The sequence below is a fragment of the Aquimarina sp. Aq107 genome, from assembly GCF_943733665.1.
GTDB lineage: Bacteria > Bacteroidota > Bacteroidia > Flavobacteriales > Flavobacteriaceae > Aquimarina.
The window spans coordinates 3,480,195-3,506,727 of the sequence record NZ_OX030782.1; the positions used below are offsets into that span (position 1 = coordinate 3,480,195).

Genomic DNA, 26,533 nt, shown 5'->3' on the forward strand with positions numbered 1-26,533 from the left:
TAGAAGTGAGCAAGATGCTAAAAAAAACCATTGTTTACAATAATTTAACGATTAAATCTTTTACGCTAATCTAAATATTAAACTCTTTATTCAATTGATTTACCTGCTCAGGTCTTCCTAGGACAACAACTTTAGAACCTGGCTTTAAAATGGTATCAGCTTCTGGGTTTACAATATATTCACCTTCTGCGGACTTATAGCCTATGATAGTACATCCTGTTCTTGATCGCATGGCAATCTCACGAATAGTTCTTTCTTTTTTATCATCAAACAAATCCTCGAAAGAAACCTCTTCTATATTTATGGATCGTTTACCTACTATTGATAAATTATCTAAAAATTCGATTAAATCTGGTACCACTACTAAAGAAGCCATATGATCCCCTCCGATTCTATCCGGCATAATCACATTATCTGCTCCTGCCAATCTTATTTTCTTATAAGAAGCATCTTGTGATGCTCTACTTATAATTTTAAGGTCTCTGTTAATTTGTCTTGCGGATAACACTATAAAAAGATTATCAGCATCTTCTGGCAAGGTGCAGATTAAACAAAAGGCATCTTTAATTTTTGCATCTATTAATACATTATCTTCTGTAGCATTACCTTCTAGAAAAAAAAGTTCATCACTTTGATATTTTTCGATTACTGCCTTATCATTTTCTATAATAATAAAAGGCTTATTATATGCCAACAGTTTATCTGCAGCTTGTTTCCCATTTCGGCCATAGCCGACAATAATGATATGATTTTCTAGTTTGTTCATCATTTTTTGCAGTTTTCGATGTTGTACTCTTTGAGGATCACTTTTACCTACAATATATTCTGTAATTACGGATAAAGAATACCCTAAAATTATTGCACTTGTTGTTATTAAAAAAACCGTAAATAACTTTGCCGTATCATCTAAAGGCTCTACTTCTCCAAACCCTACAGTAGACATTGTAATAACTGTCATATACAAGGCATCGACCCAAGAATAATCGGAAAAAAAACGAAAACCTATTACTCCTACCGCAACTACAGTAATTAGTAAAGCTAAGGCTATATATATTTTAGACCCAAATCGCTTTAACATACTTATAAATCAAAAACTGAAGTTCTTTTAGTATACACCAAATCCTTTAATTTTAACCAAAAGGCCATATTAAGATAAATCACAAAGCCTAATCCAGCTGTAGCAAAGGTTAAATAAATAAAAAACAAGCGTACATTTTTAGCACGCATTCCTAATCTATCTGCAAGCCTACTGGAAACATAAAATCCATTGCGTTCCAAAAAATGTCTTAAATTATAAAGCATAATGCAAAATAATTATATTATCCTAAATTACCTTCTCTATTCAATAAATAATTACCTATAGAACATTTTAAACAAGCTTTTTTATCACAATAATTGTTTTTAAGTTCAATCATAGATTGCGAATGTAATGCATCATCCATACGCACTCCTAAATCAATAAAATGATTCGTAATATTATTCTTTTCACAAGGTAATTGTGACATTAGTCCAAAGATCTCCTCCTCTACATCTTTCCCAATATTCCTAGCATACAAAAATTTCAAAGGAATAATCGTGTTTATTAAAATCAGGTTTGTAAAAGACTTTGTTATTTTTTTACCTCTAGAACTAGATTCTTTATCAAAAGTATAATGTGTTTCCCAGAACTCACTTGCACTTACATCGAATAGTTCATAAAATGCATCCAAATTATTTATTCTCATAACCTCACTAAAGAGTTGGTTGTTTTTAAAATAAAGACTTGCTAATTGAGATATTCGAATTGTTGGAAAATTAGAAGGTCTCAATCTAAAAAATCGAAAAGGGATTACTCCTTTATTTTGTAGTTTAAATTTATTTTTCAAAAAAGTATACCTTTTTAAAAGCTTCTGTACATATGGAACATTAGAGTTTTTATCTAGTAAATTAGCTTGTCCATAAAATAGAGCTTCTAACTGCTCTACATTTGTACTACATTTTCTTAAACAAGAGAATCCAAATGAATTAGCTAGACTTAAAAATGCATCATCATTAACTTTTAATCCAAAATTTTTGGCTAACAACTTAAAAAGTACTTCTTCCCAATCGTTCGATGATTTTTTCAATAATTCTCTAATTTGAGATGATTTATGCTCTAAACGTTCTATATACAATCTTTCTTGCCAATTAGAAATTGTAAAACTAGACACTTCTGGAAGTTGTTTTTCGCACTGAATCCAGTTGGTAGTTTTACTTTGAAAAATTTGTTGATACTTAATAAGTAAAGATGTATCTACATAATCTTTAAGTTGTAAAGTAGCTAGGCGAGAATTATCATTTCTAAAAACTTCCATATCATCTTCCCATACGACATGCAATATAACATTATCGTATGCCGAATCTATCTCATGATGATGTACATACCAATCGCTAGACTTTATATGAATCTCTAAATTTCCCGCCCATTTCTGATCATTAATTATTAATTGTGCATTAAAAAAATCCGGACCAGAATTCAACTGATTATGATCTCCAATCCTAAGAAGCACTAAAGATTGCTCATCAGTGGTTTTTAAATTTGAAAAATTAATTTTTTTGTATTTCCAGATATAATGTAAAAAATCTTCACTCATAAATAAATCATCTATTTTAAAAAATTATCACAGTTGATAAACATTTTAACTTGTTCGTATACTTTTGATGTGTCTTAAAAAGATGAAATGTTACCCCGCTTGGAATTATTTATAAAAAATATTACAAAATTTATTCTTTTATTGTAAGTGAACTAACACTACTAAGACTACATACAAAACAATCTCATGAACGGTATATTAAAATCTATTTTCATTACATTCTTACCTTTATCAGGTCTTTACTTTACCATTCTAAGTGCGATACATATTATTAAACATGGAGTGTCTGTTCCTCAATACTTCGGACAAATTATAATAGCATCAACTATTACGTTATTTTTTGTTTTTCTTTTTCTAAAACCTGTAGCTAGAACCGACAAGAATTTAAAAACTCATACTACATTAATTATTATTGGTCTTTTAATTAATATCGGGTTTGGTATATTTAAAGGAATAAATCTGGATGAAGTATTACCCAGTATAATTTTATTTTTAAGCTGGATTTTATATTTAAAATGGTATTCGGTTTTTAATAATCGTTCTGAAAATCTCATATTACAGAAAGGCGCACAATTTCCAGAACTTAATTTTTTAGATATTAATAAAAATACAATCACTACAAGTACATTTTCAGGAAACCCAACTATATATCTGTTTTATCGCGGTAATTGGTGTCCTCTTTGCATGATGCAGATTAAAGAAATTGCATTACAATATAAAGAACTGGAAAAAAGGAATGTAAACGTTGTATTAATTAGTCCACAGCCCCATACTCATTCTAAATCTTTGGCAGAAAAGTATGGACTAAACTTTCATTTCTTACAAGATTACAAAAACGAAGCCTCCAAAAAACTAAATATTTTAGCAAAAAATGGATTACCAATGGGGCTTCAGGTGTTAGGGTATGATAATGATACAGTTTTACCAACGGTTATTATTACAGACTCTAACCACAAAATCATCTTCGCAGATTTAACCGATAACTATAGAGTACGGCCAGAACCGAATACTTTTATAAATATTATTGATACTATTAGCTAAATAGTGTACTAAAAATAACAAAGAACCTAACACTAATAAACAAAATTATTTCATGAACGTTTCTTGAAATCACTTAAACACTCTTAAGCTCTGATTAAAAACATATTACGGGATATTTCAAACTAAAAAATTGAAGAAATTTCAAAAAAATCACACTATTCACTTATTTATAGTATGGTTTTACCTTTGTTTTTCTTAAAAAAATCATAAAAATAACAAAAATGTACTATTGGTAAGATTTTATGTATTAATGGAAATTATTACAACCTTATCATTTCTTTTCTTTGTTAACGAAATAGGGAAGATAATTTCAAAAAATTATATATAAAGATTTCAAAATCCTAAGCTTAGTTGAGTTTGTGTTAGGTTATAGATGGTTGTCATTTTTTGACGACCATCTTTATTTTATATACTTTTTTTTTCAAAAAAACTTATCGAATTTGTATATCTGGATAAACATCAAATTTATTGAAGAACGCCTTTTTAAATTTTGATGAATTGGAATAATTAAGATTATCCATAACTTCTTTGATAGATAACCCTTCTGTAAATATCATATTATAAGAACTCTCTAATTTTTTATTATTAAAAAATTCCAAAGGTGTTTGATCATGAATCTCTTTAAACATATTAAAGAAATTTGTGCGACTCATATGAGCCATAGAAGCCAAATAATCTACCCCTACAAAAGGTTCATGGAGACTATGTTCTAAATAATTACTTACTTTATAAATATTACCAACCTGAGCACTATTTATATTAAAAGGATTACTTTCCGTCTCCCACATCAGAACATCTTTCCAGAATGTTTCTAGTAGGCGAATTCCTCTTGCAATAAAAAACAGGTAATTTTCAACTTTCTTTATATCAGGGGATACTATCTGGTCAAATAAAAGAGATTGTTTATACGAAAGGTAAAACTTATTAATATGCTGATGAGAGTATCTAATATATTGATCTACTTTATCAGCCATATTACTATTCTTGAGAAAATAAGGTTTTGTATACTTACTTTTCAATACGATCATAATTGATTTCACCTCCGCTCCTTTAGTTATATAAACTCTCTCTCCTTGTTGCGCATCCATACATCTCATATTTCCGGGAGTATATCCATCAGAATATGAGCTTATTATTTCGTTTTGCTCAATCTGATGATCTAATGAGTATTTCCTGAAATGTAAGATAATATCTTTTTCTCCGATAGGTTCTCTTACATATTCTATATCTACATGTGCTTTATAATTATTGATAAAAAGAAAAACCTCTGGAGATATTTTATAATAGCTAAGATATCCTTCTCCAATTTCTGAAGGAAAATAAATTCTATCAGTAGTACCATTAGGATCCAATTGGGATCTAAAATAGCTCCTTAATACATCTATATCAGAAAAGTCAAATGAATATTTTTGCATAAACCCTGGATTTTATACGAATCTTTTCTTTATAGATTGTTTTTTTTCGCATAACGTTGCGCAAAAAAATAAAGAAGTTCAGATTTTAGTATAAAAACAACCCCTAAATCAGTTTAAATACTAATAAAGGGGATACCTTATATGATATAAATATAAATAATTTATTTTATATGACTTATAACATCATATTTTGTAATGATATGATGCTTTCCATCCTCAAGTGCAACTAGAACAGCAGGATTACCATTTTTGATTAAACTTGATATCTCATCAAGTGATGTATTTGCCTCTACAATCGGGAAAGGATCATTCATAATTTCTCTGATTGGAGTATCCGCAGTGTTTTTGTCATCTAAAAATGCAGAAAACAAAGCACTTTCATCTACCGAACCTACAAAACCTTCACTATCTAAAACAGGTATCTGCGAAATTTGAAATTTACGCATACGCTCTATTGCATGAGAAACCAACTCTTCAGTTTTTACTGTAACCAAAGGTTTCTCCTGATGATTTTTTACCAAATCTACTGCCGTCGACACTTCTTCTTCAAGAAAACCACGTTCTCTCATCCAATCATCATTAAACATCTTACCTACATATCTACTACCATGATCATGGAATAATACAACTACTACATCATCCTTTTTAAAATGATCTTTTAATTGTAATAGTCCTTTAATAGCAGCTCCAGCACTATTTCCAAGGAACATTCCTTCTTCTTTTGCAAGACGTTGTGTATATACTGCAGCATCTTTATCAGTCACTTTCGTAAAACCGTCTATAATAGAAAAATTAACGTTTTCTGGTAAAATATCTTCTCCAATACCTTCTGTAATATAGGAGTACACCTCGTTCTCATCAAATATTCCGGTTTCGTGATATTTCTTAAATACTGAACCATATGTATCAATACCCCAAACTTTAACATCTGGATTTTTTTCTTTTAAATATTTACCAACACCAGAAATTGTTCCTCCCGTGCCAACTCCAACAATAAAATGAGTTATTTTTCCTTCTGTCTGCTCCCATATTTCCGGCCCCGTACTTTCGTAATGAGCCTTGGCATTAGATGGATTGTCATATTGATTAACATACCAAGAATTAGGGGTTTCTTCTGCCAACCTTTTAGAAACAGAATAATAAGATCTAGGATCATCTGGTTCTACATTAGTTGGACATACCATCACCTTAGCTCCTACAGCTCTAAGGATATCCATTTTTTCTTTGGACTGTTTATCTGCCATAACGCAAATCAACTTATACCCTTTTACGATTGCAACAAGAGCAAGTCCCATCCCAGTATTTCCAGAGGTTCCCTCAATAATTGTTCCTCCAGGTTTTAATCTTCCATCCGCTTCAGCATCCTCGATCATTTTTAAAGCCATTCGGTCTTTTACAGAATTCCCAGGATTAAATGTCTCGTATTTAGCTAACACTAAGGCATCAACATCTTTTACCAGAGCATTCATTTTTACCATAGGTGTATCCCCAATGGTTTCCAAAATATTATTTGCGTACTTCACAAGCTTACTAATTTATTAGAGTCTCTTTAATTGTTTTTTATGCGGTGCAAAGATACAAATACAAAGCCATTAAGTTAGAGGAAGATGTACTAATTCATGCTACTGGAATCGAATAGCCTTAGAAGGCGATATTTTAGCAATTACATATGATGGAATAAGAAGCATGATTAGGCATAAAACCATGGTCCCCAAATTAAGCAAAATTATATAACCAATATCTATATAAATAGGAGCTGTACTCACATAATATGTAGCAGGATTCAATCCAATTACACCATAATATTTCTGTAGAAACAACAATCCTACACCTATAAGATTACCCCAAAGCAATCCTATCAATATTAAATATCCTGCGTTATATAAAAATACTTTTCGAATACTCCAGTCATTTGTTCCTAGCGATTTTAAGATGCCAATCATAGGAGTTCTTTCTAAAATAAGAACCAATAATGCCGTAATCATATTAATTCCAGCAACTAATATAATTATACTAATAATACCGATGATATTAAGATCAAAGAGTTTTAACCATTCGAAAATACTACCATATTTTAAAGTAATCGTTACGGCTTCTAAGTCCGAAGGAATATTTTCATAAATCTGTCTCCCTTTTTTATCAATATCATCGAAGTCATCAATAAACACCTCAAAACCTCCGACTTGATTCTCTTTCCATTTATTCATTTTCTGAATATGCCGGATATCTGCAAAAATAAATTTCTCATCAAACTCTAGAAAACCAGAATCATAAATACCAACAATCTTAAAAGCTCTAATATTAGCTGGGATATTTGAACTAGAGTTTTTCTTCAAAAAAACAGTATTTGCATTATCTCCAATCCCCAATCCTAATCTAGAGGCTGTATATGCAGATACTAATATTTGATTATTTCTAGGGTCTGTAAAATCTGGTAAGGTACCTTCTATCAAATATTCTTCAAAATATGACCAATTATAATCTTCTCCTACTCCCTTAACTACAATTCCTTCAAAGTCATTCTCTGTTCTAATAAGTCCGCCCTTAGTAGCAAAACCTTGAACATGTTTAATTCCAGATACGTCTGTAAAATTAGGATAGAAATGCTGATCTTTTTTAATAGGGATCATAGATTCTAAGCTGTTATTATTATCATAACTGGTAATAATAACATGACCATTAAATGCCGCAACTTTTTCTCTAATTTTACGTTGTAACCCTATACCAGTAGCTACAGTTATCAACATCATAACCATACCAATGGCTATAGCTAAAATGGCAATTTTTATGATTGCTGATGATATGCTACTTTTATGTTCCTTACCTTTGATAAGGCGTTTGGCAATAAAATATTCGAAATTCAAAGTTACTTATGGTTTTTATAAGAAATGCATTCAAAAATACGTTTTTATTCTTTTTCACACTGCTTATTTCTTGCGGAAGCGGAACAAAAACATCATCACAGACCACTTCTGATCAAGAAAAGCCTGAAATAAATAAGAAAAGTGTTATTTCAGAAAACCAACAACAAGACTCATTAAACGTTTTAGAACCAATTATAGTTGGAGCAAATCAAACTGAATTATACTTACCATTACTGGAAAATAAAAAAATAGCAATTGTAGGGAATCAGACTTCTGTAATTTTCAAATTCCCTAATATTGGTCCATTATTACAAACAGAAAAAGTTGCTACGAACACTTTAGATCAATATACACATCTTGTAGATTCTTTATTATCTAAAAATATTGACATTAAAAAGGTGTTTGCTCCTGAACACGGTTTTAGAGGAAAAGCAGATGCTGGAGAGCTCGTTGCTGATGAAAAAGATATCAAAACAGGATTACCGATCGTATCTTTACATGGTAAGAGCAAAAAACCATCTGCTGCATCCCTTTCTAATATTGATTTGGTTGTTTTTGACATTCAGGACGTGGGTGCTAGATTTTACACCTATATTTCTACACTTCATTATGTGATGCAGGCCTGCGCAGAAAACAAAATTCCTTTATTAATTTTGGATAGACCAAATCCTAACGGGCATTATATAGATGGACCTACCTTAGAAATAGAACACAGCAGTTTTGTTGGGGTACATCCAATTCCATTAGTTCATGGGATGACAATAGGAGAATACGCAAAAATGATAAATGGTGAAGGCTGGTTAGGAAATGATCTAAAATGCGAAATCCAGATTATTCCTGTTAAAAACTACACCCATCAAAGTTATTATAGTTTAGCAATACGACCTTCGCCTAATCTACCAAATGATAGATCGATAAACCTATATCCCAGTTTAGGTTTTTTCGAAGGTACTACAATTAATGCTGGTCGAGGAACAGAAATGCAATTTCAGATTTTCGGATCTCCAGATTTTCCAATAGATCAATACGATTTTGCTTACACTCCACAACCTAATTTTGGTGCTAAATACCCTAAACATAAAGGAGAAGTCTGTTACGGTAAAGATCTTAGAAAAACCAAAAGACTTAACACTATTAATATACAATGGCTCCTTAACACATATAACAATTCTAAAAATAAAGAAGGTTTTTTTAACGACAAATCATTCACAATACATGCTGGAACAAAAAAACTACAACAACAAATAGAACAAGGATATACTGCTCGCGAAATAAAAAAGACATGGAAAAAAGATCTAGAAAAGTTTAAAAAAATAAGAGCCCAATATCTTCTGTATAAATAGCCTTAAAATAGAGATACAAAGTTCCCTGTTTTCAGGGATATTGGTGATTTTTGAAATTAATACCTTTGACTATATAAAATTATAAAACATTGTAAAATAGATATTTCAATATAATTTTAACTTTAAAAGTTATTTGTTATACTGAAACAGAAAAAATATTCTCCCCAGAATAATTAAAGCAAAAATGAAATTAGTCAATTACAATATATTATCTTATCTAAAAAATAGTACTGCATTAATCACGTTACTATTTTCTTTAAATATTCAAGGGCAAATTGACGCTAAAAAAACATTCCCTTATCCTTATAAGGGTGAAAGGGAAATAATAAATGAACTAAAAACTATATCTAATATACCAGATAGACGAAAAGAAAGTTATGTTATAGCTAAAAAACAACTACAGAAAAAGGCTGTTAAGAGTGATCGATTTAAAGCTGACTTGAGTTTAATTATAAGTTCTTATTTTAGAAGTATATCCCAGATTGATTCGGTAAAATATTATGCGCAAAAAATACTTGAACTAAATAATTTTAAAAACGACACTCTTAAAAATAATATTTATGGTCTTGCATATTTCACTTTAGGCCAAGCTAATAGTTTTATTGGCCTGAACGAAAAATCCAAAAAATGGTATTTTAAAGGAATTAATATTTCACAAAAACATAATGATGAACGTATTTATTATGTAAACTCTTTTGGTTTAGCTAATGTCTATATTGCTACCAGTGAGTATGATCTCGCTTTAGAGATCTTAGAAAAATGCCAAGAGTATAAGAAAAATCCAGAAATGGTATTTGGTTCTATTGTAAATATTGCTAACATATATGGGTATAAGGAAGAATTTGATAAAGCAATTGAATATTTCGAAAAGGCCAGAGAAATTTGTATAAAAGCTAATAGAACAAGCTGCATTGGAACAATTTCTGTAAATATGGGTATTACGTATAAAAAACTCGGAGCATTAGATAAATCATTGGTTTCTTTCGACAAGGCCTTAGAAATTGCGAAAGCCAATAATTTTGAACGAATGCAGATTATTGGTAGTGTAGAAAAAGGCCGACTTTTAAATGAACTAAAGAGATACCAAGAAGCAGAAGAAATTACACTTTCTGCGTTAGATATCGCGACAAAAATAGGTTTCTTAAACGAGCAAGAAAAAATCTATTTCCGCTTAAAAGAAATTGCAGTTTCTCAAAATGATTATAAAAAAGCATTAAGCTATTACGAACATTACGATCAAATTTCTGATTCTACCCGAACACTAGATAAAGATAAAGAGATTAACGAACTAGAAGTAAAATACAAAACATTACAAAAAGAAAAAGAAATAAAGTTTTTGCAAATTGAAAACACAAATAAACAACTGGAATTAGCAAATCAACAAGAAGCTATAAGTAATCTTAAACTTTTACAAGAGATAGAAAATAAAGAGTATGAAATTCTTAGAAAAGAGAATGAAAACAAGTTATTGACTTTTCAAAACACTACAGAAAAAGCGTTAAAGGATAATATTATTTTAAAGAAAAATCAAGAACTTAAGGACGCCCAACTAAAAATTCAACAAGACGAAACTGCCAAACAAAAGGTTTTTAAAAATATCATACTATATTCTTTTTTAATATTACTAATTCCAGTTATTGGTTTATTAGTGACTTACTATCAAAAAATTAAAGTACAAAGTGAACTTAATCAAAAACAGAAAGAAATAAACGAAACAAAAATTTCATCCTTATTAAAAGATCAAGAATTAAAAGTAATCAAAGCTTCCGTAGAAGGACAAGACAAAGAAAGAAAACGAATAGCTCAAGAATTGCATGATAGTATCGGTGGAAATCTTGCTGCTATTAAACTTCAATTGAACAACTCTGATCAAAAAAACCAAAGTACATTAAAAGCGGTCAACACTCAAATTGATGACACTTATGAATTAGTTCGTGATCTTTCTCATAACTTAATTCCTAAAAAGTTTAGTAAAAACAATTTTTCTGATGTACTCGAAGAATATTTTAGTAATATTGGAGGAGCAAGCAAGCTAAAAACTGGATTTAGTGTCTACCCAAGAAGAAGGGTTGATCTCCTGGAAGAAACATTACAAGTAGAAACTTTTAAGATCATACAAGAATTAGTTACTAATAGTATAAAGCACGCAAAAGCATCCTCTATTGCGCTTCAAATTAATTTATTAGATAATGAATTGAATATTCTTTTTGAAGATGATGGAGTAGGATTTGATGTAAATAAAAATACCGAGGGTATTGGATTCAGAAATATAAGAAGTAGATTAGATGAAATTGATGGAACGATAGATATCGATTCTAGAATAAAAAGAGGGACAATTATTAATATAGCAATAACCAGCTTAACAACAACCACAGATGAAATACAACCTAATTATAGCTGATGACCATAAAATGTTTTTAGATGGATTATTAAGCATCTTAAATTCTGAAAACGATTATAATATTCTTTTAACAGCTAAAAACGGCAAGCATATTGCTAAATACCTAGAAATCAATCCTGATGAAAAAATAGATTTAATCATCACTGATATTACTATGCCAGAAATGGATGGTATTGCTCTAAACAAGATCGTAAAAGAACGAAGTTCTACTATAAAAACACTTGTCGTAAGTATGCATAACAATCCAGATATGATTGATAACCTAATAGAACATGATGTGGATGGTTATGTTCCTAAAAACGCTGAAAAAGAAGAACTTCTAAAAGCAATACAAACTATATTGAGTGGAGAAAAATATTTTTCTCGTGAGATAAAGGATATTTATATGGAAAATAAGTTTTCCAAAAAGAAAGATGAAGAAATAAAACTTACTCAAAGAGAAATAGATGTTATTACATTAATTGCTCAAGAATTCACTACTCAGGAAATCGCGGATAAATTATTCTTAAGTAAACATACCATAGAAAGCTATAGAAAGAACTTAATCGCTAAGCTTAATGTGAGAAACCTAGCAGGTCTTACCAAATATGCTATAAAAATGAATTACGTAGAGCATTAAAATTCTTAAGAAAAAAAGTTAAGTTACTCTCTTACCAATCTCTATTTATTTAAATATTTCTTCCCCATTAGTACGCTCATGTTATTATTGGTGATACTAGGTGTGTTCCCAAAACTGTACACACTTCTCTTCTATTTTCATACTTAAAAAAGCAATGCATCCCTGTTTTCAGGGTACTCATTTTCACCAGAAACTGTGTTTCTAACTGCTTATATAAATCACATCTTTGTACTGTAGTTATTGATAAAAAAAATATCAAAACGTACAGCATTAAACTAATTACTAACCCTATAAAACCATAAAGACATGATCTGGGGAATCTCATTAATTTTATTAAGCATTTTAGCAGTACCATCATTATTGCTTTCAAAAAAACCAAACGCAAAAGAACTTTTAGAAAAAATAGAGCCTTACCAAGGATGGATTGGTCTTGTATTCTGTTTCTGGGGTGTTTGGGGAATTATTTCTGCAATCTTAAATCTAGGATGGCTTACTACCTATCCTATCTGGTGGGTTACTTTATTAGCTGGTAATATCATCTCTGCAGTACTTGGATTTATGCTAGGTTTCGGACTTATCAATAAATTTTTCTTATCCAAAAATGAAGCAGCAAAGGAAAAAGCAAACGAATTAAGAGCAAAACTTGCTCCTAAACAAGGTAAACTAGGAGTATTTGGATTAATCGTTGGTGGATGGATGATCGTAGCATCATTCCTTTTCTTTACATAAAATGTTAGTTAGTTGAAGAATGGGGAGAGAACATCGTGTTTAGAGATATCATTCTCTCCTCAATTCTGAACAACCTGAAATTCATAAAATAAATATCAAACCTATACTCGTACCATGATAATCTTCGGAACAAGTTCTTCTACAATTCATCCAGCAAAGCTTGATGGAGGTTGTTGTCCTTTTTGCAAAACAGAAAATCAAATGTGGATTCAAGGATATAGAAAATACTTTCACGTATTCTGGATTCCGTTCTTCCCACTATGGAAAAAAGTGTACTCTGTATGTAGTCACTGCAAAGGTGCTTTCGAAAAACAAGAATTCGACAACGAAAAACTAATTAATAGCTTCGAGCATTTTGAAAAAAATCGAATCAAAATTCCGTGGTATCATTTTACAGGTATAATCATCTTTTTATTACTAATTACACTAATAACAGTGTTACCATTATTTACTAATTAAACAAATTTAAATTACACAAATTATTACATTATGAAAACAAAAGTTTTATTTCTATTAAGCCTTATTGTTCTTGGAACTACAACCACTTTACAAGCTCAAAAGTTAAAAAAATTCGGAAGCTCTATTGAGAAAAAAATAGGTCCAAAAACAATTAAAGTACCTTATACAGATGTTGTATCATATCTTGGATATGCTGCTCCAGGAAATGAGGATGAAGTAAAAGATGGAAAAAAGTTCTATTATATTTATGTATGGGTTCCTGCAGTTGCTCCAGAACTTGGAGTAAGAATGATGTCTCCTGTAGGTAAAGCAAAAGTAAAAAAAGCAATCAAATCCGAAGCATATACTAAAAATGCAAAATCCGAAGATTATTTTGACACATACATTACATTAGAAAGATCTGATATCATTAGCACAGCCAATATCAGTCAAGATGCTGTAGATGGTGCCAACTGGACAATTTTAGAAAGAAATGATGATAGCGGTGAAATGCCAAAGCAACCAAGTGGTAGCTCTTACAACTCATTATTGAGATATAAAAGTGACGTTAATGATCCTTTAAAAGCATTAACTGTTGGTTTATACCGTATCGGTTTCACTACATATAAAACTGGAGAAGTAAAAGGTACTTTCTTAGCAGAAGTTGCTGCACCAGTAAAACTACCAGGTGTAGTAATGGCTAAAACCATTAAAGATTTAAAAGCTGGATTAAGCAAATAACATATTGCTATCAGATGATATAAGGAGCAGTTATTCCTACATGGATTTATAACAACCATGTAGGGATAACATCCTGAATTTAATCGCTTACCTATATGGAAGAAGACAACAATAAAGATGAAAAAAAGAAAAAAAATATTCTAGATGACATCTTAGGGAATGCTATTTCTTCTACAAAAAAATATGAAGAAACGAATGCAGGCTTAGAAACAAAAAAATGCATAAGCTGTGGTGCTGCAAGACCAAGTGACACCGATCTCAAATATTGCGATTTCTGCGGAAATCAATTCTATTAAAACCTAACAAATTCAGATAATGTCTTTTATTTCTACGCAAAACAGATGGGATACTTTTCTTTTAAGAATAAAAGATAGATTTCACGAAGTACTTAGTAAAACAGAAGAAGCATTACCATTACTATTTGAAGCTACAGATTTTGAAACTATCACATTTCAAAATGCTTGGCAAGGAATATACTCGCAGGCATCTGATTTGATATCAAAAATAGATAATACCTGGTTTGATAAAGTAGAACAAACATTTTTAGATTCAGATTTAGAATATGGTTCAACTAAATTTATCAATGAACGAAATAAAGGATTTCAACTACAGCACGATTTAAATCAAGAGCTAAAATCATATGAAGTACGAATTTTTGAAAAAGCTGCAAAAAAACTATTGTCATCTGTAAAAGAAACATTATCAGAAGATTTTTCGTGTACTCAATGTCAGGCGAAACTTCCTGTAAAAAGCAATTTTTTCAGATCTTATTATAGCACTTGTGATTATTGTCAAACTGTAAACACCTTCGAACCAGGAACCAAAGCAAGAAACATAGAACATTTTGCTGTTGATGCATTAGGACAATCAGCAGCGCTTAAACATCACCTAACTTACGAAGATCTTAAGTTTCAAAACTACCTAAGCGATCGAGATATAATTAGTAAAGACGAATTAATCACTCAATATCGAAAATACATCGAAACTTTTCTAAAAAAAAGGATAGAAATCATTCCTGATTATCAAGATAGGTATGAAAAAGATCTCACGGCAAAAATGTCATTTCTAATCGATTATATATAATTCAAAAACAAAAAACATGTCAAACTCTTTTAGCAATCAACTACGCTCAGTTATTGAATGGAATAATCCAAAATCTGATATACTTTTTGAAAAGTGGACACAAAGCGGAGATGAGATTAAAAATGCTTCAAAACTTATTGTCGGACCAGGGCAAGGATGTCTTTTTGTATACGAAGGTAAAGTCGAAGGCTTTTTTGAAAAAGAGGGGCTTTATGATCTTAAAACAGGTAATATCCCATTTTGGACTACCATAAAAAATCTTATGTATAAATTTGAATCTGCGCATAAAGTAGGTATCTATTTTTACCGAAAAGCAGAAATGCAAAATATACGTTGGGGTACACCTTCTCCAATAACCTATAAAGATCCTGTATATAATTTCCCTGTTGGTTTGGGCGCATTTGGAAATTTCTCATTTAGAATAACTAAAGCTGTTGATTTTTTCACCAATGTAATAGCAGGTGATGACTACTATCCGGTGAGATCCATACAAAAAGTAATTTTATCAAGGATTACACAACCAATTAGTGATTTTCTTGCCAAAGCATCTTTTAGCTATATCGATATTGATAAACATCGCAACGAGATTGCAGAATTTTCCAAAACAACCAGTAAAGAAATTTTTAATGCATTAGGATTCGAACTACTTGATTTTAGAATTGAGGGAACCAGTTTTGATCAAGAAACAAAAACTAGAATCGGTAGAATTTCGGACATGAGTGCCGAAGCACAAGCAATGAAAGAACTTGGTGTAAGTTATCAAGATTATCAACAGCTAGAGGCTCTTAAAAACATGGCAAAGAACGAAGGTGGTGGAAATTTAGGCATGCAAATGGGAGCTGGACTAGGAATGGGACAAATGATGGGGAATATGATGAACGGTCAAAATCATCATCAACAGTCTTTACAACAGCAACAAAATACTACTCCCGCGCAACCAAACCCAAATGATCCAATGGAAAAACTTGAAAAACTAAAAAAGATGTTTGACGCTGGGTTTATTGACGAACAAGAATACAAGCAAAAAAAACAGGAAATCCTGTCTCAATTTTAATAAAAACCAATCACAAAATTTAATAAAATGAGTAACATACACAAATTCACAGATCACGATAAAACAGAGCAAGGCCAAAAAGCGATCGCCTTAGGAATAAAAAACAAACAATCTTCATCAGAGATTTATTATGATTATACTTCTCAAGAAGCTGCAGATTTTAGCTGGCCTGATATCAATCCAGATCTCATTGGGCATATAGAACCTTGGTTATGTTATGACAAAAAAAATGATGGAACTACCGGAGGATGGATAGATCTCAATCAATTTGCCAATGGACAAGAAAGAAAACTTAACGCTTGTCTACAAACATTAGGTTTTCCAGAGGCTCTAAATACAGATTCTGATAGTGCTAGAAATATATTAACTGAAATTAACAACAGTGAACATTTTGAAACCATCGCGCAGCAATATGGGTTCAAAAACAATCAACACTTTTCGTTAAAAGATCATTTAGCATCTGCTTTTATAAAAATAGAAAAAGCCGAAGGAAGAGCTTTTGACGCTGCTGATGATTTTCTAAAAGAACAAAAGTCAAAACTTGATGCGCAAATGGATGCTCATATAGAAGCTGCTACAGAAGGAGGTTTACTTGATCCAATTAATGGGATCGATATGGAAACTTGGGCAGCCGCAAATGCCAAAATCGCAGGAGGTATGGATCTAGAAGAAATGCTAAAAGTAGTTGGAACCGAAAAACCTATTTGGGATGAAGTTTCCGCAGAATGGACTGCTAGAATGTCTCAAGATACTACATTTGCCATCTCAAAAGTATATGGAGATGCCTTTTTAAATTCTGATATCGGTAAGTTCGCATCGACAGCAACAAATGAAACTACTGAAGTAAACACCTCCAATGGTGGAAGTGCACTTGAAAAAGTTACCGAAGATTTTGAGCTTTATATAAAAATAATGTGCCATCAAAATATGGGAGCTGCACAAGGAAAAGATGCTGCTTCTATATTAAGTGAATACGGACTTAGTGTAACCGATTGGAGTTCAGTTGGAGCGCAATGGAGTACAAAAATGGCAACTGATACGCGTATGGCCTTAAAAATGGGTGAATTAATGGAAAAATACAATGCTGAGTTTGCCACGGCAGGTGCAGGAGATGATATAGATTTCTAAGAATATTGATTTAAACAATGGCCTGGTAACTACCAAGAGGGTTTCTTGACATTAGATATAGTTTATACTTGGTAAAAATCAGGTCATTTGTTTTATGAATTAGCAGTATATTTCTAATCCTTCTAATTAGCATTAGATTTTTTTTTTTAAAACGATCAATACAACAAATTCAAAAAATGAAATCAGTTCTTTTATTAACTTTACTATCTATTCAAATGACATATTCTCAAAATGCTAAACCAAACAAGGAAGTCAAGCGACTAGTTAAGTTAGGAAGAGAATATATTATTGAATCTGCATTGAAGGAAATAAATGAATCAGAAACATCCAAAATTAAAAAAGATGATTTTCATTTTATTACCGTAAAAGCAAGTGATCAAAGAATACTTGTAGAATTTGGATATAACGTACTATACCTACCAAAAAACACCAGCTATTACTCAGACATTATTGTTGAACTACCTTCAAAAAATGTTTCCAAAAGCTCTGAAAGTAACGGAAGTCAAAATACTACATTTTATAATCCAACGACAGAACATCTTAGAGTAATTAATCTTATACTAAATCCGAACGGAAACAATTCTAATATTTTCCATAAAGGAGCACCATATTCTCCAACAATTATTTATGAAGAAGAAAAACATTATAGAGTAGATTTCTCTTCCAGAGACCCTTATCTAGGTGGAAGTTTTTCTACAGAAGAAATAGATAAAGAAACTGGAGAAATACTTTCTACATTAAGTGGGCATTATGCTCCTGCACCGGATATACCAGGAGTAATCGAAGATGAAGAAGTTTTTATTGAAATTCTAAACTAACTAAAAAAGAATCATAGAAATATAAATTATAGGGTAATTCCCTTATTATCAAATTATATAATATTTCAAGAAATGAAAGCAAAAATTCTTACTTATTTAAAAATCAACATACCTTTTCTATGTCTACTCTGTTGTCTTGCTACTCTAGCTTCTTTTAAAACTATGACACAAAATGACAAAATAATGCAGCAAGAAGAACCAGAAAAATTTTTATGTATTGAAATATATGGGAAAAAAGGAAGTAATGTCAAAGTACGGTTAAATGATATTCCTGTTTCTGAACTACTAATTGAAAATGAAAAAGGTTATGGCAACTCTCTAACACTTGTTAATTATTATGCTATTCCTGGTATTAATACACTATCAGTATATCCCTTATCACAAAAAGGAACAGCAACTATACGTCTAGTCAGATATAATAAAGGTGAAATTACAGGAGAAAACAATGGAGAAACACTTCTGAAAATCGAAATTGAAAACGATGATACTCCAATTCATAAAAAGATAGAATTATCTGCAAATAGAAAAAGATGGTCTTGGATAGATACAGATATCATAAATGGCAAAAAAAGCAAAGAAGAAGCTATAACTTTCTCTAAGTCATTTTATAAAATAATGGAACAGAACGATATATCTAAAATGATTGCTGCAGCTGATCCTATACTCAATTATGAAATCCTATCTAAGCCCAAAACTTCAAAAGAAAAACTAATTAAAGAATGGACAAAAGGTCTAAACATGGTATTTACAGAGAAAGAAATATACGATGATATTAATTCAATCTCTATCAAATTGAACCCGATAGCCAATGGGAAATTGTTTGAAGTAACTAGAGAAGATGGAAGTTTTTTATTTCGTACATCTGACAAAAATGAATTTCCTGTAGGTTTTAAAAGTATCATTGGACGTAAAAATGGAGTTTGGAAATTTTATCATTAATACTAATTATCAATAATTATTAAAATAATTAATTACATCAAAACCTAATATTTATGTGGGAACATCTTACCGGCGGACAAGAAAATAAAGACGTAATTCGTGAGCATCTAAGTTTTTTGACAAAAACGGAAGAGGATCATAAGATTCTGGAACGTGTTGTACAACAATTTATAAAAGCTGAAATCAAGAATAACCAATTACTACTTACTTTTCAGCATGCAGAATATGAAGATGAAGAAATTATACTAGAGTGCCAACCGCCATATATTGCAGAAAAAGGTCCTACATCTTGGGTAAACTTTGCGAAAGTACATAATGGAATCATTTGGGAATCTCTTGGTGGAGGATATATCGGATTTAATGGAATACAGAAAAATGGTTGTGCGATAGAACAAAGTTGGGATTATTCTTACCTTGAAGAAGCAGAAGAAGAAAATGAAAAATTCATAAACTCTTTAAAAGAAACTGGTTTTACGCCTGCGGATACAGAAGGAATCATTGATTACGGCCAAAACTGGGTAATTGCTCATCCTGGACATCTGAATATTTTAGGAGAGTCTACACTATACTTTGTGTCACATGGGGATTGTGAAGCAGTCTTAATTGAAGAAGCACAAAACCTAGAAATACAGCAAGTAGTATTAAGAATCTTAGCAGAATACCTGTTGAGTGTAGAATATTTTTCTGAAATCTCTGATTAAAATCATGAATCATGTTTCAAAAAATTTTCGCCATTCATATACTATTCCTTAGCGGTTTTTCGTACACACAGAATCAACCAATGGATACCAAATTAACAAAAATCAAATACGGATCTATTATCGTAATAAAACGCGGAGAGAAAATAATTTTAGAAGATGACCTATCAATAGCTTTAGGGTTTTTCTCCCATAAAAATTCGGTAGATGGTACGCTCACAAAAGCATCTGCATATCTTCTTTTATCCATTCATAATGAAGAAACAGAACAAATTCTATCCGTATACAGTAATGATTATACAAAACCAGAGGAAGAACTAAATTCATTTAAGTATTCTAAAACTGTTAAAGGAGAAGATGGTTTTGAATATAAAGTAACTACCAGAAATCACGATCGGTTTATATTCTGGAAATCATATGAAATCCAACTTAAAGCCTTTGAATATGATGAATTTATTAAAATTTTAGTTAGTAAGAAACATCCATAACCCTTGAAGAAGAATAAGAACTATGAACGTCTGTTAGTTTTATGCTCTAAAGGCATTACTTCTTTCATCTTTTCTACAATATTATACGCTGCTGGGCAAACAGCAATATTTTGCATCGTTAAATCAGAAATTTGATGAAACTTTTTTCGATCTGTATGTGGGAACTCTTTACAAGCTTTAGGCCTTACATCATAAATCAAGCAATAATTATCAGAAGCTAAAAAAGCACAAGGCACTTCTTTAAGAACAAAATCACCATCTTCATCTTTTTTCAGATATTGATCTTCAAACTGAATAGATTTCATTTTTAAATGCTTGGCAATTCGGTCTACATCTATATCTGTAAATAATGGCCCAGTAGTTTTACAACAATTTGCACACTCTAGACAATCGGTTTTCTGAAACTCTTTAGTATGCAAATCTTGCATAAACCTATCCAAATTCTTTGGCGGTTTCTTTTTTAGCTTCGCAAAATACTTTTTATTCTCGTTCTGTGTATCTTTGGCCAGTTTCGGTAATTGATCTATGAATTCTTGCATAGCGCAAAATTACGAATTATGAATCACGAATTTCGAATTGAGAACTATAATGATAAACAAAGATATTTTTGGAGAAGCTATTAAAGATTTTTACAACAAAAAACATCAAGAAGATATTGTAGTCCAAGCTCCAGATTTTGATGATGACATCATACCCGTTTCTTATTTATTTAGAAATTATTCTGAAATGCCTAAAATCGAACAAAAAGCATTGGAACTTGCTTTTGGAGAGGTGTTAGATGTAGGCTGTGGTGCTGGAAGTCATAGCTTATTTTTAATAGAAGAGAAAAAATTAAAAGTACACGCAATTGACATTTCTGAAGGAGCCATAGAGATTTGTAAAAAAAGAGGAATCATAAATGCTAATGTTCAGGATATTTTTGATTTAATAAAGGTACAATATGATACCCTTTTGTTTTTAATGAATGGAAGTGGAATCATAGGAAAATTAGGAAGTATTGATCGTTTTTTTCTACACATTAAAAAATTATTAAAACCAAATGGTCAAATACTTATTGATTCTTCTGACATCTCTTACTTATTTGCAGAAGATGACGGGAGTTTTTGGGTAGATGCTTCTGCAGCATATTACGGAGAAATGCAGTACAAACTAAAATATAAAAATCTAGAATCTGATTGGTTCGATTGGTTATATATCGATTACAATACTTTACAAAATGCTGCTAACTCCAATGGATTTATTTGCGAACTTTTACTAGAAGGAGAAAATAATGATTTTTTGGCTAAATTAACTATGGCATCTGATACCCTTTAGTCTTTAACTGCTTAATAGTTTCGGTATATAAATCTCTACTCCATAGCTCACTAACCTCAGCAACCATTGTTCTTAAAGAATCACCTTGATTCTGAACTTTTTGACCAACTTCGGAACTAAAAAAATCCGATAACGCTACTTTTTGACTATCGCTAAGCTGTGCTCTATCCTTAACCATCTGCTGTCCTGTTTCTGATTCATAAAAAACGATAAGCTCTTTTATATCTTCATGAGAAAAATTACTACGATATGCAGACACTAATAATGATTTGATATTTCTTAATGGCTCCTTTTTATCACCCTTTAATTCTTCCCAAATACTATCAGGAACATTCTGGGAACTATATTGTTGTTTTAACAATGTAAACATTTGATCAATCGCTTGATCATATTGTTGTTCTGTTCCGTTTAAAGAAAAGTATCGCATTGCATCTTCATGGTACGATCTTTGTGCAAAATTTGCAGTAACTGTTAAAAATAACGTTAAAACAAAAACTAAGTTTCTCATAAATTCGTTTATTTACTAACCAACACCCCTGGAAAATCAAATTTTATGCAAATTACAAAATTCTTAAGTATTCTTTTATTCGCTTCTTTCATACTTGTTGGATGTTCTGATGATGATGACAACACACTTATTACAGATGGCGAATCACCTAATACACAACCTTTAGGAACATCTGCAAATGATTTATTAAGTGATACTAATTTTAGAGGATTAACAGTAGAGATTGTTTCTGTAGAGGGATTTGCTCCAACAACTACTGCTGTAAATACTTTTAGAACTTTTTTAGAAGAGCGTCTTTTTAAGCCAGATGGGATTACAATAAACCAACGTACTGTTTCTTCTTCTGGATTATCTCCATTTAATATTGATAAAATAAAAGAAATTGAAACTAATACAAGAACCGAATTTAATGAAGGTGATGAAATTACGGTTTATATCTATTTTGCAGATGGTACTAATGATAATGATGATGGTTCTAGAGTTACCTTGGGTACCGCTTATTTAAATACTTCTATTGTTATTTATGAAAGCACACTTCGTAATCTAAGCAGTAATCCTAACGCTCCTATGTTATCTACTATAGAAGCCGCTACACTAAATCATGAATTTGCACATTTACTAGGGCTTGTTAATATTGGAACACCGTTACAATCTCAACACGAAAACACCGTATCTAGAGGGCATTGTAATGTACAAAACTGCCTTATGGAAGCTGCTATAGAATTTGAAAGTGGTATGATGGATATGATGGGTAATGGAGTACCTGAACTTGATGCACAATGCATAGCAGACCTCCAAGCAAATGGAGGTCGTTAAAAGCTACACTAATTTTATTAATATACTTTTTCACCTCCTACATAGGTCGCATTTACCTTAATATTAGGGATTTTATCCTCATTGATTTCCATAATATTCTCTTCTAGGATCACAAAATCGGCAAATTTACCAGTTGTAATGCTTCCTTTTTCAGATTCTTCAAAATTACTATATGCAGCCCAGATAGTCATTCCTTTTAGGGTTTCTTCTCTAGTCAAAGCGTCTTCTTTTTGAAAACCATCTGCAGGATATTGTTTTAGATCTTTACGAGCTACAGCTGCATAAAATGTATAAAATGGACTTACATTCTCTACAGGATAATCAGTCCCTAATGCTAATTTACCTGTTTTATTAAGTAATTGTTTATACGCATATGCTCCTTTAATACGTTCCTCACCTAATCGTTCATCTGCCCAATACATATCGCTCGTAGCGTGTGTTGGCTGCACACTCATTACTAAATTATCGTTTAAAATTTTAAATTCTTCTGGAGCTACTACCTGTGCATGTTCCACACGCCATCTTCTATCGGACTTATCTTTTAATACATCATAATAGGTATTCATCACTACAGCATTGGCAGAATCTCCAATGGCATGTGTATTCATCTGGAAAGGAGAAGCCGCCAATTTTATTGCTAATTCCTTAAATTCTTTTGTCCCAATAACCATTGCACCATAATGATCATGTTTATCTGAGTATGGTTTCTTCAATACTGCTCCTCGAGATCCCAATGCTCCATCTGCATATACTTTAAAAGAAGACACATTAAGCTTATCTGTTTTGTGCACTCCTTGCTTTAAATAATAATCTACATATGCAGGTACATTACTAACCATAGCATACATCCTTATTTTTAATTCTTCAGCTTTTTGTAAACTGTCAATAACCTTAATAACATCTGGACTTAAACCAGCATCATCTACAGTTGTTAATCCATAACTAAAATTAATTTTTTCGGCATCTTTTAACGCTGCTACTTGTTCTGCCACTGTAGGTTGTGGAAAAATTGCTTCTACCAATTCCATTGGATTATCAATCAATACCCCTGTTAATTTCCCTTCTTTCTGGATAATTTCGCCACCAGCAATTTTTGTATCAATAGTGATTTTTGCTAAATCTAATGCAGCTTGATTAGCGAGCATTGCATGACCATCTACCCTAGTCACTGCCACAGGGATTTCTGGAAATAAACTATCTAGTTTTTCTTTGGTTGGAAATTCTTTAACTTCCCAATCATTTTGATCCCAACCGCGCCCGGTAATAAAAGACACTTTCTTCTTATCCTGAAAATCTATAATACGAGCTAAAACATCATCATAGCTAGTAGTACCTACTAAGTTTACTTTTTGCTGTTGCAGTCCTAACCCGTAAAAATGACAGTGAGCATCTATTAAACCGGGAACCACTGTCTTGCCTTTTGCATCTATAGAATCTGTAAAGGAATATGTTTTACTTACTTCTTCTAGACTCCCTACTGCTATAAATTTATCGTCTTTAATTACAAAGGCTTCTGCTTTAGGTTTTGATTCATCCACCGTATATACATTGGCATTAAAAACGAGTAAATCTGCTGTTTCTTTAGGTTGTTGACAAGAAATAAAAACAAGTGCACTAAGCGTACCTAAAAGTACTTTTTTCATGATATGTTGAGTTTGAAATGTGTTATCGGATAAAAATAAAGATAAAAAAGATGATATTCCTTTTTTTTCAAATTCTTAACTTTTGTAGAGCTATGGAAGTCATTGTTTAGTTAGTAGTACTGTTTATAAATTAACCACTCTTTTATAGATAATCCCTTCTGATCTATACACTATCATCAGAACATTAGTTCCTTGTCTATTATATAGTTCGGGACTACTCGTTGTTTTCCATTCTATTTTTCTTTTCTCAATTATATCATTCATCCAAACTTTATCATCTTTATTAGATAGAATCTTCTCCATTCCATCTGTCCATTTATTAACATCAGATGGATTTATCTTAATTACAAACTTATAATCCCACGAGGATGCTCCTGGCAGTGCAATTCTACTGTCTAAAAATCCATTTACATTAAATAGTTCGAATTCTGCGTCTTCAAAATCACTAAAATATTTAATTTCATTTTTTAGAATTTCTACGCGTTCAATCTTAGATTCATAATCATCGCTATCTAACATAGTAGTATTAGATTTTGAATTTGATGAATCAAAACAACTATTAAATATGAAAGTTATTAGTAAAAGTAGATACGTTATTTTATTCATTTTAATTGACAATAAAATTAATTATGAGTAATCAATTCTTATTAAAAACTATTATTTATGTTCTATATTATTTACTTTTTTCTAATGTAGAAAAAGCACTAGCTTTGGTACCATCGCTATTAACTACATCATTATAAAAATAACTATATAGAACCCGATTTTGATCGATTTTAGAAAGAATAACAACCCCTTTTTCTATACAAACGTCAATGTTATTCTCAATTACTTCGTTAAATGTCGCTTGGTCTTCTGAGTACTTTATCAATTCCCACTTTCCGGTACAATTCAAGCTAGGATATGAGATACTATATGTTTCTCTTTTTGTGTCAATTTTCACTTCAACTGTCCATTGATTGTCCTCACTAAGGTCAATTTGGAATGCAGTTCCAGTCCATGTGCCCTCAAGCCAATTTTTATTTTTGGAAAAAGATGTATTATTGATACCACAACCAGCTATTATAAAGAAGCTAAACACAACTATTAATCTAAATTTTGTCATATGCAAATAATGCTCTTTAGGAAACATTGTGTAATTAACGATATTAAAATCAGCTATGCGTTATATAAGTAACAAAGATATATGCGTATCATTAGTGTTTCAAAATATCGTTACGAAGCGAACGTATTTGAACTTTATCATCCGCAAGATTTAAGAATTGAGTTTTATTCATAATAACTAAATTAATATCTGTTAATCCATTTGGACCATAATTATTTTCTGTAATAAACTTCCCATTGTCTAATTCTAATATTGCACTAGAATCCATTACTTGTTCATTATCTAAGAATCTAAAGTGTATATCTTTTATCTGTTTATTTCTAAACATTAGCCTAGATGTTAAACCATACCTTTGAGCTTTCTCAAAACTAATACGTTTATTGTTTGAATAATCTTCTACTAAATCAATATCATCATTAAGATGCTTAGGCAATAAAACAACTTGACCATTAGATAATCTAATCTGAGACTGAAACTCTTGCATTCCTTGTTCATTTTCGACTGTATAATTAAATCGAATTTTTGAGATTTTTTCATCAATTAAATCAGATAGTTTCATGGCTTAGTGCAGTATTAGTTAATGATTTGTGTTTTAACATAGTAAGCTTAAATATAATAAATTTTCGAGTCAACGCATAACTCAATACTGTGCACCTCTATTTTTATATATTATTCTAAAACATCAAATTAGAAATACTTCTCTAAATAATAGTTACAGATCTAGTAAATACAATCT

Annotated in this window: 29 protein-coding genes; 17 read left to right on the forward strand and 12 right to left on the reverse strand. The window is 31.1% G+C overall.

Features of this window, described 5'->3' with window-relative positions; genetic code table 11:
- Positions 1–70: 70 nt before the first annotated feature.
- The 3 genes from NMK29_RS14900 to NMK29_RS14910 are packed head-to-tail and all read right to left on the reverse strand — an operon-like array spanning position 71 to position 2,612.
- Entirely contained in the window at positions 71–1,078 is a 1,008-nt protein-coding gene (locus NMK29_RS14900) for a TrkA family potassium uptake protein (RefSeq protein WP_108802435.1), read from the reverse strand.
- Positions 1,079–1,080: 2 nt separating this feature from the next.
- Positions 1,081–1,302, reverse strand: a complete 222-nt coding sequence (locus tag NMK29_RS14905; RefSeq protein WP_035085698.1) for a PspC family transcriptional regulator — start codon at positions 1,300–1,302, stop codon at positions 1,081–1,083.
- A gap of 17 nt (positions 1,303–1,319) precedes the next feature.
- Positions 1,320–2,612 (reverse strand): DUF2851 family protein, encoded by a 1,293-nt coding sequence (locus NMK29_RS14910; protein ID WP_108802434.1) that lies wholly within the window; start codon positions 2,610–2,612, stop codon positions 1,320–1,322.
- Positions 2,613–2,798: 186 nt separating this feature from the next.
- Between NMK29_RS14910 and NMK29_RS14915 the strand changes: the two genes are divergently transcribed.
- Entirely contained in the window at positions 2,799–3,653 is an 855-nt protein-coding gene (locus NMK29_RS14915; RefSeq protein WP_108802433.1) for a peroxiredoxin family protein, read from the forward strand.
- A gap of 431 nt (positions 3,654–4,084) precedes the next feature.
- Here NMK29_RS14915 and NMK29_RS14920 read toward each other — a convergent pair whose 3' ends face one another.
- The 3 genes from NMK29_RS14920 to NMK29_RS14930 all read right to left on the reverse strand — a co-directional run bounded on the left by NMK29_RS14920 (position 4,085) and on the right by NMK29_RS14930 (position 7,932).
- The gene (locus NMK29_RS14920; RefSeq protein WP_108802432.1) at positions 4,085–5,068 is read right to left on the reverse strand and encodes an AraC family transcriptional regulator; all 984 of its coding nucleotides are present in this window, start codon (positions 5,066–5,068) and stop codon (positions 4,085–4,087) included.
- Positions 5,069–5,229: 161 nt separating this feature from the next.
- Positions 5,230–6,591, reverse strand: coding sequence for a pyridoxal-phosphate dependent enzyme (locus NMK29_RS14925; RefSeq protein WP_108802431.1), 1,362 nt, complete (start codon positions 6,589–6,591; stop codon positions 5,230–5,232).
- Between the two features lie 99 nt (positions 6,592–6,690).
- A complete protein-coding gene (locus NMK29_RS14930; RefSeq protein ID WP_108802430.1) occupies positions 6,691–7,932 on the reverse strand; it encodes an ABC transporter permease in 1,242 nt (413 codons plus the stop codon).
- A gap of 8 nt (positions 7,933–7,940) precedes the next feature.
- Between NMK29_RS14930 and NMK29_RS14935 the strand changes: the two genes are divergently transcribed.
- The 14 genes from NMK29_RS14935 to NMK29_RS15000 all read left to right on the forward strand — a co-directional run bounded on the left by NMK29_RS14935 (position 7,941) and on the right by NMK29_RS15000 (position 20,411).
- Complete coding sequence (locus NMK29_RS14935; protein WP_108802429.1) at positions 7,941–9,275, forward strand: exo-beta-N-acetylmuramidase NamZ domain-containing protein; 1,335 nt, start codon at positions 7,941–7,943, stop codon at positions 9,273–9,275.
- Positions 9,276–9,459: 184 nt separating this feature from the next.
- Positions 9,460–11,676, forward strand: a complete 2,217-nt coding sequence (locus NMK29_RS14940; RefSeq protein ID WP_108802428.1) for a tetratricopeptide repeat-containing sensor histidine kinase — start codon at positions 9,460–9,462, stop codon at positions 11,674–11,676.
- On the forward strand, positions 11,651–12,295 hold the full coding sequence (locus tag NMK29_RS14945) for a response regulator transcription factor (RefSeq protein WP_027393778.1): 645 nt from the start codon (positions 11,651–11,653) through the stop codon (positions 12,293–12,295). The genes NMK29_RS14940 and NMK29_RS14945 overlap by 26 nt, the downstream gene beginning before the upstream one ends.
- 306 nt (positions 12,296–12,601) lie before the next feature.
- Entirely contained in the window at positions 12,602–13,024 is a 423-nt protein-coding gene (locus NMK29_RS14950; RefSeq protein WP_027393777.1) for a hypothetical protein, read from the forward strand.
- Positions 13,025–13,138: 114 nt separating this feature from the next.
- Positions 13,139–13,483: a zinc-ribbon domain-containing protein gene (locus tag NMK29_RS14955; protein WP_035085696.1), complete on the forward strand. Its 345-nt coding sequence runs from the start codon at positions 13,139–13,141 to the stop codon at positions 13,481–13,483.
- A gap of 30 nt (positions 13,484–13,513) precedes the next feature.
- Positions 13,514–14,203, forward strand: coding sequence for a Lipl32 family lipoprotein (locus NMK29_RS14960; RefSeq protein WP_108802427.1), 690 nt, complete (start codon positions 13,514–13,516; stop codon positions 14,201–14,203).
- Between the two features lie 95 nt (positions 14,204–14,298).
- Complete coding sequence (locus NMK29_RS14965; RefSeq protein ID WP_027393775.1) at positions 14,299–14,499, forward strand: hypothetical protein; 201 nt, start codon at positions 14,299–14,301, stop codon at positions 14,497–14,499.
- Positions 14,500–14,518: 19 nt separating this feature from the next.
- Positions 14,519–15,286: a hypothetical protein gene (locus NMK29_RS14970; protein WP_108802426.1), complete on the forward strand. Its 768-nt coding sequence runs from the start codon at positions 14,519–14,521 to the stop codon at positions 15,284–15,286.
- A 16-nt stretch (positions 15,287–15,302) separates the two neighbouring features.
- On the forward strand, positions 15,303–16,340 hold the full coding sequence (locus tag NMK29_RS14975; protein WP_108802425.1) for an SPFH domain-containing protein: 1,038 nt from the start codon (positions 15,303–15,305) through the stop codon (positions 16,338–16,340).
- Positions 16,341–16,367: 27 nt separating this feature from the next.
- The gene (locus tag NMK29_RS14980; protein ID WP_108802424.1) at positions 16,368–17,468 is read left to right on the forward strand and encodes a DUF6620 family protein; all 1,101 of its coding nucleotides are present in this window, start codon (positions 16,368–16,370) and stop codon (positions 17,466–17,468) included.
- 176 nt (positions 17,469–17,644) lie between these two features.
- Positions 17,645–18,286: a hypothetical protein gene (locus NMK29_RS14985; protein ID WP_108802423.1), complete on the forward strand. Its 642-nt coding sequence runs from the start codon at positions 17,645–17,647 to the stop codon at positions 18,284–18,286.
- Positions 18,287–18,358: 72 nt separating this feature from the next.
- On the forward strand, positions 18,359–19,225 hold the full coding sequence (locus NMK29_RS14990) for a hypothetical protein (RefSeq protein WP_159092136.1): 867 nt from the start codon (positions 18,359–18,361) through the stop codon (positions 19,223–19,225).
- 53 nt (positions 19,226–19,278) lie between these two features.
- Positions 19,279–19,926: a hypothetical protein gene (locus tag NMK29_RS14995; protein ID WP_108802421.1), complete on the forward strand. Its 648-nt coding sequence runs from the start codon at positions 19,279–19,281 to the stop codon at positions 19,924–19,926.
- A gap of 11 nt (positions 19,927–19,937) precedes the next feature.
- Positions 19,938–20,411: a hypothetical protein gene (locus NMK29_RS15000; RefSeq protein WP_159092135.1), complete on the forward strand. Its 474-nt coding sequence runs from the start codon at positions 19,938–19,940 to the stop codon at positions 20,409–20,411.
- A gap of 20 nt (positions 20,412–20,431) precedes the next feature.
- Here NMK29_RS15000 and NMK29_RS15005 read toward each other — a convergent pair whose 3' ends face one another.
- Positions 20,432–20,950, reverse strand: coding sequence for a YkgJ family cysteine cluster protein (locus NMK29_RS15005; protein ID WP_108802419.1), 519 nt, complete (start codon positions 20,948–20,950; stop codon positions 20,432–20,434).
- A gap of 49 nt (positions 20,951–20,999) precedes the next feature.
- Between NMK29_RS15005 and NMK29_RS15010 the strand changes: the two genes are divergently transcribed.
- Positions 21,000–21,725 (forward strand): bifunctional 2-polyprenyl-6-hydroxyphenol methylase/3-demethylubiquinol 3-O-methyltransferase UbiG, encoded by a 726-nt coding sequence (locus tag NMK29_RS15010; RefSeq protein ID WP_108802418.1) that lies wholly within the window; start codon positions 21,000–21,002, stop codon positions 21,723–21,725.
- Here the strand turns inward: NMK29_RS15010 and NMK29_RS15015 are convergent.
- The gene (locus tag NMK29_RS15015; protein ID WP_108802417.1) at positions 21,703–22,233 is read right to left on the reverse strand and encodes a DUF2059 domain-containing protein; all 531 of its coding nucleotides are present in this window, start codon (positions 22,231–22,233) and stop codon (positions 21,703–21,705) included. The genes NMK29_RS15010 and NMK29_RS15015 overlap by 23 nt on opposite strands.
- Positions 22,234–22,278: 45 nt before the next feature.
- Here NMK29_RS15015 and NMK29_RS15020 point away from each other — a divergent pair, with 45 nt between their 5' ends.
- Entirely contained in the window at positions 22,279–23,049 is a 771-nt protein-coding gene (locus NMK29_RS15020) for a hypothetical protein (RefSeq protein WP_108802416.1), read from the forward strand.
- Between the two features lie 17 nt (positions 23,050–23,066).
- On the opposite strand, the gene NMK29_RS15025 is transcribed toward NMK29_RS15020, so the two are convergent.
- From NMK29_RS15025 to NMK29_RS15040, 4 genes are all read right to left on the reverse strand, one after another.
- Complete coding sequence (locus NMK29_RS15025; RefSeq protein WP_108802415.1) at positions 23,067–24,692, reverse strand: amidohydrolase; 1,626 nt, start codon at positions 24,690–24,692, stop codon at positions 23,067–23,069.
- Positions 24,693–24,815: 123 nt separating this feature from the next.
- Positions 24,816–25,211, reverse strand: coding sequence for a hypothetical protein (locus tag NMK29_RS15030; protein WP_108802414.1), 396 nt, complete (start codon positions 25,209–25,211; stop codon positions 24,816–24,818).
- A gap of 154 nt (positions 25,212–25,365) precedes the next feature.
- Positions 25,366–25,797 carry a hypothetical protein gene (locus NMK29_RS15035; protein WP_159092134.1) on the reverse strand — a complete coding sequence of 144 codons (432 nt, stop codon included), beginning with the start codon at positions 25,795–25,797 and terminating at the stop codon, positions 25,366–25,368.
- 91 nt (positions 25,798–25,888) lie between these two features.
- Positions 25,889–26,356, reverse strand: a complete 468-nt coding sequence (locus NMK29_RS15040; protein WP_108802412.1) for a hypothetical protein — start codon at positions 26,354–26,356, stop codon at positions 25,889–25,891.
- Between the last annotated feature and the right edge of the window lie 177 nt (positions 26,357–26,533).

What these genes read in the sequence shown, in the direction of transcription:
- NMK29_RS15040 (WP_108802412.1), bottom strand. Translation starts at nt 26,356, where the DNA reads ATGAAACTATCTGATTTAATTGATGAAAAAATCTCAAAAATTCGATTT.
- NMK29_RS14975 (WP_108802425.1), top strand. Translation starts at nt 15,303, where the DNA reads ATGTCAAACTCTTTTAGCAATCAACTACGCTCAGTTATTGAATGGAAT.
- NMK29_RS14995 (WP_108802421.1), top strand. Translation starts at nt 19,279, where the DNA reads ATGTGGGAACATCTTACCGGCGGACAAGAAAATAAAGACGTAATTCGT.
- NMK29_RS15035 (WP_159092134.1), bottom strand. Translation starts at nt 25,797, where the DNA reads ATGACAAAATTTAGATTAATAGTTGTGTTTAGCTTCTTTATAATAGCT.
- NMK29_RS15030 (WP_108802414.1), bottom strand. Translation starts at nt 25,211, where the DNA reads ATGTTAGATAGCGATGATTATGAATCTAAGATTGAACGCGTAGAAATT.
- NMK29_RS14990 (WP_159092136.1), top strand. Translation starts at nt 18,359, where the DNA reads ATGAAAGCAAAAATTCTTACTTATTTAAAAATCAACATACCTTTTCTA.
- NMK29_RS14900 (WP_108802435.1), bottom strand. Translation starts at nt 1,078, where the DNA reads ATGTTAAAGCGATTTGGGTCTAAAATATATATAGCCTTAGCTTTACTA.
- NMK29_RS14960 (WP_108802427.1), top strand. Translation starts at nt 13,514, where the DNA reads ATGAAAACAAAAGTTTTATTTCTATTAAGCCTTATTGTTCTTGGAACT.
- NMK29_RS14920 (WP_108802432.1), bottom strand. Translation starts at nt 5,068, where the DNA reads ATGCAAAAATATTCATTTGACTTTTCTGATATAGATGTATTAAGGAGC.
- NMK29_RS15020 (WP_108802416.1), top strand. Translation starts at nt 22,279, where the DNA reads ATGCAAATTACAAAATTCTTAAGTATTCTTTTATTCGCTTCTTTCATA.
- NMK29_RS14980 (WP_108802424.1), top strand. Translation starts at nt 16,368, where the DNA reads ATGAGTAACATACACAAATTCACAGATCACGATAAAACAGAGCAAGGC.
- NMK29_RS14950 (WP_027393777.1), top strand. Translation starts at nt 12,602, where the DNA reads ATGATCTGGGGAATCTCATTAATTTTATTAAGCATTTTAGCAGTACCA.
- NMK29_RS14935 (WP_108802429.1), top strand. Translation starts at nt 7,941, where the DNA reads ATGGTTTTTATAAGAAATGCATTCAAAAATACGTTTTTATTCTTTTTC.
- NMK29_RS14955 (WP_035085696.1), top strand. Translation starts at nt 13,139, where the DNA reads ATGATAATCTTCGGAACAAGTTCTTCTACAATTCATCCAGCAAAGCTT.
- NMK29_RS14985 (WP_108802423.1), top strand. Translation starts at nt 17,645, where the DNA reads ATGAAATCAGTTCTTTTATTAACTTTACTATCTATTCAAATGACATAT.
- NMK29_RS14915 (WP_108802433.1), top strand. Translation starts at nt 2,799, where the DNA reads ATGAACGGTATATTAAAATCTATTTTCATTACATTCTTACCTTTATCA.
- NMK29_RS14905 (WP_035085698.1), bottom strand. Translation starts at nt 1,302, where the DNA reads ATGCTTTATAATTTAAGACATTTTTTGGAACGCAATGGATTTTATGTT.
- NMK29_RS15025 (WP_108802415.1), bottom strand. Translation starts at nt 24,692, where the DNA reads ATGAAAAAAGTACTTTTAGGTACGCTTAGTGCACTTGTTTTTATTTCT.
- NMK29_RS14970 (WP_108802426.1), top strand. Translation starts at nt 14,519, where the DNA reads ATGTCTTTTATTTCTACGCAAAACAGATGGGATACTTTTCTTTTAAGA.
- NMK29_RS14910 (WP_108802434.1), bottom strand. Translation starts at nt 2,612, where the DNA reads ATGAGTGAAGATTTTTTACATTATATCTGGAAATACAAAAAAATTAAT.
- NMK29_RS15005 (WP_108802419.1), bottom strand. Translation starts at nt 20,950, where the DNA reads ATGCAAGAATTCATAGATCAATTACCGAAACTGGCCAAAGATACACAG.
- NMK29_RS14940 (WP_108802428.1), top strand. Translation starts at nt 9,460, where the DNA reads ATGAAATTAGTCAATTACAATATATTATCTTATCTAAAAAATAGTACT.
- NMK29_RS15015 (WP_108802417.1), bottom strand. Translation starts at nt 22,233, where the DNA reads ATGAGAAACTTAGTTTTTGTTTTAACGTTATTTTTAACAGTTACTGCA.
- NMK29_RS14965 (WP_027393775.1), top strand. Translation starts at nt 14,299, where the DNA reads ATGGAAGAAGACAACAATAAAGATGAAAAAAAGAAAAAAAATATTCTA.
- NMK29_RS15010 (WP_108802418.1), top strand. Translation starts at nt 21,000, where the DNA reads ATGATAAACAAAGATATTTTTGGAGAAGCTATTAAAGATTTTTACAAC.
- NMK29_RS15000 (WP_159092135.1), top strand. Translation starts at nt 19,938, where the DNA reads ATGTTTCAAAAAATTTTCGCCATTCATATACTATTCCTTAGCGGTTTT.
- NMK29_RS14945 (WP_027393778.1), top strand. Translation starts at nt 11,651, where the DNA reads ATGAAATACAACCTAATTATAGCTGATGACCATAAAATGTTTTTAGAT.